The 9,357-nt window shown below is 29.6% G+C and carries 11 protein-coding genes; 5 read left to right on the top strand and 6 right to left on the bottom strand.

The window, feature by feature from the left end:
* Positions 1-4: 4 nt before the first annotated feature.
* Entirely contained in the window at positions 5-1,687 is a 1,683-nt protein-coding gene (locus ACKI32_RS04115; RefSeq protein ID WP_407413777.1) for an MATE family efflux transporter, read from the top strand.
* Between the two features lie 16 nt (positions 1,688-1,703).
* Here ACKI32_RS04115 and ACKI32_RS04120 read toward each other — a convergent pair whose 3' ends face one another.
* From ACKI32_RS04120 to ACKI32_RS04130, 3 genes are all read right to left on the bottom strand, one after another.
* Complete coding sequence (locus ACKI32_RS04120) at positions 1,704-2,000, bottom strand: STAS domain-containing protein (protein ID WP_407413779.1); 297 nt, start codon at positions 1,998-2,000, stop codon at positions 1,704-1,706.
* A 440-nt stretch (positions 2,001-2,440) separates the two neighbouring features.
* Positions 2,441-3,190, bottom strand: a complete 750-nt coding sequence (locus ACKI32_RS04125) for a glycosyltransferase (protein ID WP_407413781.1) — start codon at positions 3,188-3,190, stop codon at positions 2,441-2,443.
* A gap of 15 nt (positions 3,191-3,205) precedes the next feature.
* Positions 3,206-4,210: a sugar phosphate nucleotidyltransferase gene (locus tag ACKI32_RS04130; RefSeq protein WP_407413783.1), complete on the bottom strand. Its 1,005-nt coding sequence runs from the start codon at positions 4,208-4,210 to the stop codon at positions 3,206-3,208.
* Between the two features lie 216 nt (positions 4,211-4,426).
* Here ACKI32_RS04130 and ACKI32_RS04135 point away from each other — a divergent pair, with 216 nt between their 5' ends.
* Positions 4,427-5,428: a glycosyltransferase family 8 protein gene (locus ACKI32_RS04135; protein ID WP_407413785.1), complete on the top strand. Its 1,002-nt coding sequence runs from the start codon at positions 4,427-4,429 to the stop codon at positions 5,426-5,428.
* A gap of 241 nt (positions 5,429-5,669) precedes the next feature.
* Here the strand turns inward: ACKI32_RS04135 and ACKI32_RS04140 are convergent, their stop codons facing one another.
* The 3 genes from ACKI32_RS04140 to ACKI32_RS04150 all read right to left on the bottom strand — a co-directional run bounded on the left by ACKI32_RS04140 (position 5,670) and on the right by ACKI32_RS04150 (position 7,743).
* Positions 5,670-5,993, bottom strand: coding sequence for a hypothetical protein (locus ACKI32_RS04140; RefSeq protein WP_407413787.1), 324 nt, complete (start codon positions 5,991-5,993; stop codon positions 5,670-5,672).
* Positions 5,994-6,505: 512 nt separating this feature from the next.
* Complete coding sequence (locus ACKI32_RS04145) at positions 6,506-6,742, bottom strand: hypothetical protein (protein WP_407413789.1); 237 nt, start codon at positions 6,740-6,742, stop codon at positions 6,506-6,508.
* Positions 6,742-7,743 (bottom strand): hypothetical protein, encoded by a 1,002-nt coding sequence (locus ACKI32_RS04150; protein WP_407413791.1) that lies wholly within the window; start codon positions 7,741-7,743, stop codon positions 6,742-6,744. The genes ACKI32_RS04145 and ACKI32_RS04150 overlap by 1 nt, the downstream gene beginning before the upstream one ends.
* Positions 7,744-7,894: 151 nt before the next feature.
* On the opposite strand from ACKI32_RS04150, the gene ACKI32_RS04155 reads away from it, so the two are divergent.
* The 3 genes from ACKI32_RS04155 to ACKI32_RS04165 form a co-directional block, all read left to right on the top strand.
* A complete protein-coding gene (locus ACKI32_RS04155; RefSeq protein ID WP_407413793.1) occupies positions 7,895-8,362 on the top strand; it encodes a hypothetical protein in 468 nt (155 codons plus the stop codon).
* Between the two features lie 59 nt (positions 8,363-8,421).
* Positions 8,422-9,159 (top strand): hypothetical protein, encoded by a 738-nt coding sequence (locus ACKI32_RS04160; RefSeq protein WP_407413795.1) that lies wholly within the window; start codon positions 8,422-8,424, stop codon positions 9,157-9,159.
* A partial coding sequence (locus tag ACKI32_RS04165; RefSeq protein ID WP_407413797.1) for a hypothetical protein occupies positions 9,092-9,357 on the top strand: 266 nt, incomplete at its 3' end. The genes ACKI32_RS04160 and ACKI32_RS04165, both read left to right, overlap by 68 nt.

The raw sequence follows: 9,357 nt of genomic DNA on the forward strand, positions 1-9,357 counted from the left end.
ATCAATGTCAAATGAAATAATAACTCATAAATTTAGAGAATTATTGTTGCCGTCAATACTTATAGCTATGGCCTTAAACATAACTGCAATTGTTGATTCAAGTTTTGTGGCAACATTCATTGGACACAATGGACAAGCAGCTTTACAGGTTTTAGAGCCGTTGATATTATTAATCACAATAATTGAATGGTTGTTTGGATTGGGAGGCCAAATATTAGCTTTAAATAAAAAGGCAGAATTTGATGACGAAGGAAGCAATCATTATTTCACAACTGCAATGCTTACAACAATAATTGTTTCAATTTTAATTTTTTTAGTATGTATTTTATTTGAAGATGCTGTAATTGGCCTATTGCATCCAACTACTGATGCAATACCTTATGTAAAAGCATATGGAAGATATTTATTCATGGCCTTTCCGATAGTGACCATATTGGGAGTATTAGGTCAATTTATTCGGGTTGATGGACAACCGAATTTTGCTTCAGGTGTTATTATTGTCGCAAACATCATCAATATAATTTTAGATTATTTGTTCCTAGGTGTTTTTCATATGGGCATTGAAGGAGCATCAATTGCAATGCTTATAGGTTATTTAGTTGGATTAATTTGTACCTTAAAATATCATTTCGATTCAAAAAGAACCTTCAGATTCATTTTATCCAATTTGAAAATTAAAACATGGTTATCTTCCACAATTGAAATAATTAATATTGGCCTTCCTGGCGCAAGTATGGGTCTTTTTAATGTGATATTAATTTATATCATGAATCTAATTCTTGGAGGCATATTAGGAGAGTTGGGTTTGGACATATTCAATGTATGCTTAAACGCATTGCTGATAATAAGTATCTTTATCATGGGATTTGCAGAGACATTGTCTTCAATTGTTCCGATTTATTATGCTCAGAATGATTTTTATAACCTTAATCATATTGTGCGAAAATCACTTATTGCAACAATGGTCTGTTCAATAATATTCACTGCATTTCTGTTGATATATCCTGACGGTTTATTGATATTTTTCAACCTTAACCAAATACCTAATGATGCATTAGTAGAAAATGCACTTAGAATATACTCATTGGCATTCATACCTATGGCCTTTTCGACCATGTTGCTATTTTATTATGAAGGAATTGAAAGAACAATTGAATCCGGAATCATCACTGTCATTTCGGAGCTGCTCGGACCCTTGATTTTTACATTCATACTATATCCATTAATTGGCATTACCAGTGTTTGGGTATCTTTCCCGTTAGGTTTTGTTTTATCAATAGTTGCTGTTGCCATTTATGTAAAGATGGTTGAAAGAAAGGACAGTGAATATTATGGGTTGTTTTTCATTAGAAAAGAATTAATAGGAAAAACCAGAAACTACACGCTGGAAAGCAAAGATGATGGCAAGAGAAGCGAAATGTTTAATCATTTGAAAACTTTGAACGTGGATTCATCCTCTTTAAAAACATTGAAAGAGATAATTAACACTGTTTTTGATTCAAACGATGAAAAAGTCCATGTAGAGGTATTATTGGTTGATTATGGTGATAAAATTGCCGTCAATATGAAAGATGAAGGAAAAAGAGAAGTGATGAAGGATATTGAAAGATCCTTTTCCCAGGATAACATTAAAGTTAGTGAGGTATTGGGTTTTAACAATATTGAGTATACTATTAAAAAAAGTTAAATATTGTTTTTTAACTTTACTCAATATTTAATATTTTATCAAAACCGGACATTTCCAGGATTTCTTTTATAGTATCATTAACTTTAATAACAGAAGGAATATTTTGTGGTTTTAATTCTTTTTCAGTAGCAATTAAAACTCTTAAACCTGCACTTGAAATGTATTTTAAATCAGTGAAATCTATTATTAATGAATCAAATTTACCCATTTCATCCATTATTTCATTTTCAAAGTCAGGTGCAGTAATGGTATCAATACTATCTTTGACAGTTATTGTTAACTCTTTTTCATTATACTGTTTTATCAAATCCATGCAAATCACTAATTTTTTTTGTTATTAATTATATTGGATTTTATAATTTATATTTTTTTAATTTTAGCTTTTTAAAATGTATCAAAGAGCATTAGAAAAGTATTCTCAAATTTGTGTATTTTATTCTCGACTTGAAGAAGTTGAGGTATTCTCGCATTCTAAGATAAAATAAGGGATTTAAGAGATACATTATCAAGAATCACTTAAATTAAAGTTTAGTTTTCCAATTCTATCATTATATTTAATTGGATACATTGAGGGGTTAATTCTCTTAATAGTGATTGGTCACTTGAAGTGTCCATATTCCTAATCAAATGGTGGAAAATTAAACAGGATTGATAATGTTTTGAATATTTAAATAGAAAACATTCGATTCTAACAAAGCTAAAAGTTTGACAATCCTCAGAAGAAATTGGTAATGCAAACATTAACTTAATGTATTACATCCTTGCAAATGCCGCCTTAAAGCGTAATGTGGTCAAGTAAAATATACTCTTCATATAAGCAATGATTAGTGAAAAGAGGTGGCGCTTGGAATTACCGGACATCCGCTCATCAAAAATGATAGGAGTTTCCACTACTTTAATTTTTTTACCCATTGAGGATTTTTTAATTTTCAATTTCAAAAGAACTTCCTCTTCCACATCAAAATGCTTGCTGGTAAGCTCTGGCTCAACCTCTTTGAGTCTGCAAGTATGATACAGGCGAAAATTAGTTGATAATTCTTTTGCATGAATCCCCAGTACAACACCATATATTCTATTTAGAACACGAGACATAATCTGTGAAATGAGAGTGTCATTGCTCATACCACCTTCAATATAACGGGAACCGATTGCCACATCAGCATGTTCACTCATAAAGATATGATAAATGTCGGGAATATATTCTGGGTTATGTGATCCGTCACCGTCCATAATAAAAAATTTCTGATACTGTGCAAAACGGATGCCTGTACGAAATGCGTTACCAAACCCCGTCCCTTCCTGATTCACATAGCGGACACAGTTTTCTTCGCAAACCTCTCTGGTGTTGTCCAACGGTTCTTTAGAATCCACAACAATAATCTCATATGGTTCTTTGCATTCTTCCAGTTTTTCTTTAATCTGTGGCAGAAGCACACGTAAGTTTTCTTCTTCCTTGTAGGAAAGCAATACCATACTTATTCCTTTTTTCAAAACATTTGACATATTATTCATATTCCTTTATCTAACATAATAATCTTCAATCCAGACAGTATCATCCAAATAAGGTGTTGAAACTTCATGCAATAAAGTATTTTCAGTTGCAACAATTGAATGTACAACACCAGGTTCTATACGTATTGTATCGTTTTTTGAGAAATATTCTTTTTTGTCTTCAAATTCAATGTATCCTGAACCAGATAATATGTACATAGTTTCATCTTTTTTGTTATGATAATGGAAAGATGTTTGAAAACCTTCTTTGATGTATAATTCTTTTGTTAAATATTTCTCGGTTAAAATCAGTACTTTTTCATAACCCCAAGGTTTATCTGTTTTATTTTCATATTCTTTTTTAACTGATTCTAATTCTTTTGATGTGTCAACAGCAATCCAATATATTCCATTTTCTTTATAATATCCTAAACTATTTTCTTTTGCTATGGTTGGGAAATAAAGTTTTTCTATATCTCCTGTTTTAAATTCACCAAAGTCAATTTTTGATTTGGTGAAATATATTCCTCCATTAATATAATAATCTTCAAGAATTGGTTTTTCTTTAAATGAGATTAAACGATCCCCATTCATTTCAACTATGCCATAAGGGGATTGCATTTGAGTTACAAACATTATAACCGGTAATGATGATTTAGTACCGTATTCTATCATGGCTTTTAAGTTTACATCCGAAACAATATCCCCATTTCTGATGATGCATTGTTTGTCTCCATTAACAGCTTCCATACCCAATCTGATTGCATTTAAAGTGCCTAATGGTTCATCTTCTATAACATAATGTATTTTGACACCATTATACTCTGAACCATATCTTTCTTCAATTTTTTCATGCAAAAATCCCGCTAAGAGATAAACTTCATTAACACCTGCATTTTTAAAATCGAAAAGTTGTTTATCTAAAATTGTATAATCTTCACTAATTTCAACTAACGGTTTTGGAACTGTTTCAGTTACGGGTCTTAAACGTTTTCCAAACCCTCCGCATAAAATCATTCCGACTGTTTCCATAGTCCCATCCTCAAGATTTAATATATTAATTAATATTTAAGTTTATTTATCATCCCTAATATTCTTTATAATAATTTTTGATATTTATTAAAAAAATTTATATGTTTTAGATATTTCATTAATAAAGCTATTGTAAACAAAAAGAGAATGTTCAAAAATAAGAGAACATTATTTATTGAAACATTTAAAAATATATTATTACAATAATAATGAGAGTTGGTTAATATTAACATTCTATTATCTTCAGATGACAATTATGCTCTTTTAACGGGTGTATTAATCCAATCATTACTTAATAATAATTCCAATGAATTTCAAGACATATCCATTTACATACTTGATGGCGGAATTACAAAAGCAAATAAATCAAAGATTGATTCCGTTTGCCAGAAATTCAATAACATAAATTTACATTTCATCAGATATGGCGATATCGAGGATATGGTTGGAATTGACATGAAAACGACAATTTCATTTACAGCTTATGCAAGATTATTCACAGCATCATTACTTCCAGGTGATATTGATAAAATCTTATATCTAGATGTGGATGGGGTTGTAAACGGTTCACTGAAAGAGTTATACGAAACAGACATTGACGATTATTATATTGCTGCAGTTGAGGATATGGGTCCCAATTATATCAATCACTTCCTGAATCTGCCTGATGAAACAACACATTATAATACAGGTCTTTTATTGATTAACCTTAAAAAATGGAGAGAAGATAACCTGGAGGAGAGATTTATTGACTGCATCATCAAGTTTAACGGAGAAGTCTATCACAACGATCAAGGGGTTATAAACATTGTCTGCAGAGATAAAATCCTGAAACTTCCACCGCAATACAATATCCATACCCCATTCTTTGGCGAGGGTTATAGTAAGATTTTAAAGTTTTATGGAGTTTCACAATATTATACCAAAGAGATAACTGAAAATGCAATTGAAAATCCGATTTTCATCCATTTTGTGCAGTTCGTTTATGGCAGGCCCTGGTTTAGAAATGCTAAAAATCATCCATTAAGAGAAACATTTAATTTTTATGCAAATCAAACCCCGTTTAAAAATGAGGTCTATACTGATGACAATAGGGGATTACTTGTGAAATTCTTATCATTATCTTATAGGATTTTCCCGTTCTCATTCATGTGCTGGATGTTTAGCATTTATAGAAAAATAGCAGTGAAGATTAATTTTAGGGGATTTTTTGAATAGTTTATTTAGTATTGCTGAGAAGTTCACGGACATTCAAACCGACAAATCTTTCAGCGACAATATAAAAAAACGGCGCCAAAAAGAATGTTGAAATGGATTTTAGTATGGAGTTTTGAATATTTCAAGAGAAAAGATTCCGTTTTAACTTATTCAATACGATGGAGAAAAAAAGAAAAAAAATATTTTTTATCTTTTCCCTCAATAATCACTGTAACGAAAATAAAAAAAGAAAATTAAAGTATTAAATTTCACTTAATACTATTAAAATTTTTAAAATATAATACGGTTCATTGATTTCATCACAATAATTATCAATTGCACCATATACATTATTCCGTAGATCTTCAAACTCCTGTTTTTGTAATGGTCCTTTTAATTTAAATATATACTCCACATCCACATTAACTTTTTCAGGCAATTTATACATATGACAATCAATTAAATCATCATATTTAGGAATAATTTCTGATTGAATATACCTGAATATGTCTTCTGAAATAGAATCATCAAATTCACGAACCACTGAAGATTTAATTAAATTTGAAATTGTTTCACGAAATGTCATAACTAATCAATTATTTTTATTTAGCAGGTATTAATCTTAACCTTCTTTGTTCTGTTTGGATTGCTTTGTGTTCTTCACGCCAATCCGTTTTAGTTTTGAATATTTCAAGAGAAAAGATTCCGTTTTAACGGATATAACCAGCATCCTGAAGTTCTGTCCTTTTCTTCCCATCTTCGTTTTTTATTAAAAATTATTTTTTTAAGTATATATACTTTTATCTTTTTTTATAAATTTACAGAAATTAATATTTAAAAAATAGTATTTTTTTTCATTGTCTAAAAAAGGTTGTAAAATATCAATTCTACAACCAAAAACCAGCATTTTAGACATTTTTTACCATACAACAAAATCGGAATGGATTTTTTAGTTTCATGAGTTACTACAAGAGTGTCTGAAACAGAGTTGAATATGACTGAACAACATAGAAGATGAGGAGTACATATTCATATTATACTTATGTGCTGATGATTTATAAAAGTTATCATTTATCCAAAAAATAGTAAAAAAGTCATTTAATCATATTCGTCTATCAAAACTATAGACATGTCCACTTTATAAGGGTTAATTTTAAATTTTTGGCTGATTAAATTATCATTTTCATCAAAAATTTGTTCTAACAAATGAGTGCCGAAAGGTTTACCCACTATCAACAAATCTTTCCCTACTTCTTCAAGGTATATGATGATTTTTTTACCTTTGTGGAAGTCAAAAACTTCATAAAGTGTATTTTCCTCTTCTATATACAACATTAAAATCCACCCCACAAATAAAGTAATCTGGCTCTATTAGGATTATTCTCCTCAAATTCTGTCTTATTAGTTTGATAAAATTTAACTGAATCTGCAAAGTCTTCTGCATAAATCCTATCCTGTTGATTTTTATATTTTTTATATTCCTCCCCTTTAGACATAGCATATCTAGAAACATAACCTTTATGATTATAGTTTCCATGTTTTATTTTATGTATTTCATCCAATATAAATGCTATTTTCCAAAATGGATGATTTGATAAATTATATGTTTTTTCACCTGAATTATAATCCCATACATGTGCTGCCTCATGGATTATTGCAGGCGAATAATTATAATCTGGAATGTAATATAAGTTTATCTTTGTGGAATTTTGTTTTGTAGTTCCCGCCAATTTTTTTCCATCTCTCCATTTTTCAGGACATAATCGTATTTCAGTAATATATTTCTTAAGATTGTGTGGAAGATCATCATATAATTTTCTTATTGTTGGTATTGCAAAGAGATGGTATCCTTTGATTATATTTATATTTTTATAAATGTATGTTGGATAACTATATTTGCTGTTTAAATTAAGGATAGGTTTATCTTCTGTTGTTTGGATTTGAGTATTTGATTTTGGAGTATGATTATCTAATTTTTGCGGGGATTTTTCAGAATAATCATATTTAACTTCGGTTTTGGAATTATGTTTTTTGGATTTGATTTTTGGTGTTTTGATTTTTGCTGTTAAGTTCTTACCAATACGTTTAATTTTACTGCTGACTTTTTTAGTAGTATCTGATATAGTTGTCTTGATGGTTTCAACCGGATTTACTTTAACCTCACCACTATTTGCATTGCCTCTTGGATTATTTGATGGATGTAAATAAGAAGTTGGCGGAATATCGAAGACACTTTGCTTTTGACCTAAGCCTTTTGGTCTGCGGTTAGTGTATCTTAACCAGCATCTGCAATTGGCAACATTTTCAGCTCCAGCATATAAGTCTCCAGGATACATTGCCTGTGCATGAGTTTTGAATATTTCAAGAGAAAAGATTCCGTTTTAACGAAGAATAAGTGAAGAACGAGGAGAAATAAGACATTGGCAATTTGATGATGATTATAATTCATTTTATATTAAAAATCCAAAAACTGGAAGAAATATTAGATTGAATGGTGATTTATTCTATAAATATTTAAATAAAATAGCAGAATTCGCAAATAATGCAAAACTAAACAATGTTGGCTTTGCATTACCTTTAGAGAGTTTACCTTCAACAATGCTAAAATTCGGACAAAGAGTATTTAATGCACATAATCTTCCAAATGATGAAGAATTATTTACAAAATGGCGTGGAAGATTAAATGACGACCTCATAAATGCATTGGAAACACACAAATATGGATTTTATGAAATGTATTTTAAATTTATGGCAATACAAATGAAAGAAACTCAATCAGAAGAGGGTGGACTAACAGACATTTACAAACAAGAAGGAACTGTAAGAAAAACAGCATACGCAGTTCTAATAGCGCCGAATAATACTGAATTAACAATAAGATATGGGAGATATCATCATAAAATAAATTGGAGAACGATAATTCCAAAAATTATACATGAAAAATACAAAACCTAATTTCTCAAAAAAGATATTGAAATAAGAGAAAATAAGAGAAAATAAGAGGTTGAATCATAATGAATCTTAAAACCATTGATAAACCAATTAACATTTTATTATTAAGTATAAGTGAAATAGATGATTTAATTGAAGAAATCACTTATAAAAAATACTTCGATACTGTTAGAAAGAAATTAGAAACAAATACTCAATATAATAATCGTATACAATGGATTAATAATGGTTTTCCTACTTATAAAGAATTATCTGAAATAACTGGAAGTACAGCTAAATATATAACTGATACTTCATCTAATGTAAACTGGACTCCAATTAAAGAAGACTTACAATTACTATATAATCGAAAAGAAGAACTAGAACGAAAAGAAAAACAAAAAGAAGCCAATAAACTACATCTTGAAGTATGGGAACATATGGAAAATAGTATAAAATTTGATTTAAATTACATTACCCATGAAAAGAAACGAATAATGACTGAAATAAAAGAAACTAATGATGATGAATATAAATTACAATTAGAAATGAAATTACAAAGTTTAAGTGCATGGGAATCAGATTTAGGCAAAGACTTAGAAACTGCTCAAAAAAATCACCGTACAGCATTAGGACAAACTAATAATTACAAAGACACTACACCAGACAAAATAGAATTAGAACAATCTGGCGAATTAAATTTAAACCAAACCATCAAATCAGATGAAACAGAAGAGGAGCGTTTAGAACGTTATGCAAATTACTTTAAACGAATTAACAGTAAAGCAACAAGCATACCTAGCAAAAACAATTCTGGATAATCCATATATTCCACACGATCCCTTCTTTGAACAATGCCATTTCCTAGCAGATACTACTGAAGAATCATTTTATGGTGGTCAAGCTGGTGGTGGTAAATCTGATGCATTGTTAATGGGTGCTTTACAATATGTTACTGATGATTATATTATTGAGGATGATAAAAGAGAACATAATCCTTATAAAGCATTGTTAATTCG

Source organism: Methanobrevibacter sp., from assembly GCF_045611865.1.
In the GTDB taxonomy this organism is placed as follows: domain Archaea; phylum Methanobacteriota; class Methanobacteria; order Methanobacteriales; family Methanobacteriaceae; genus Methanocatella.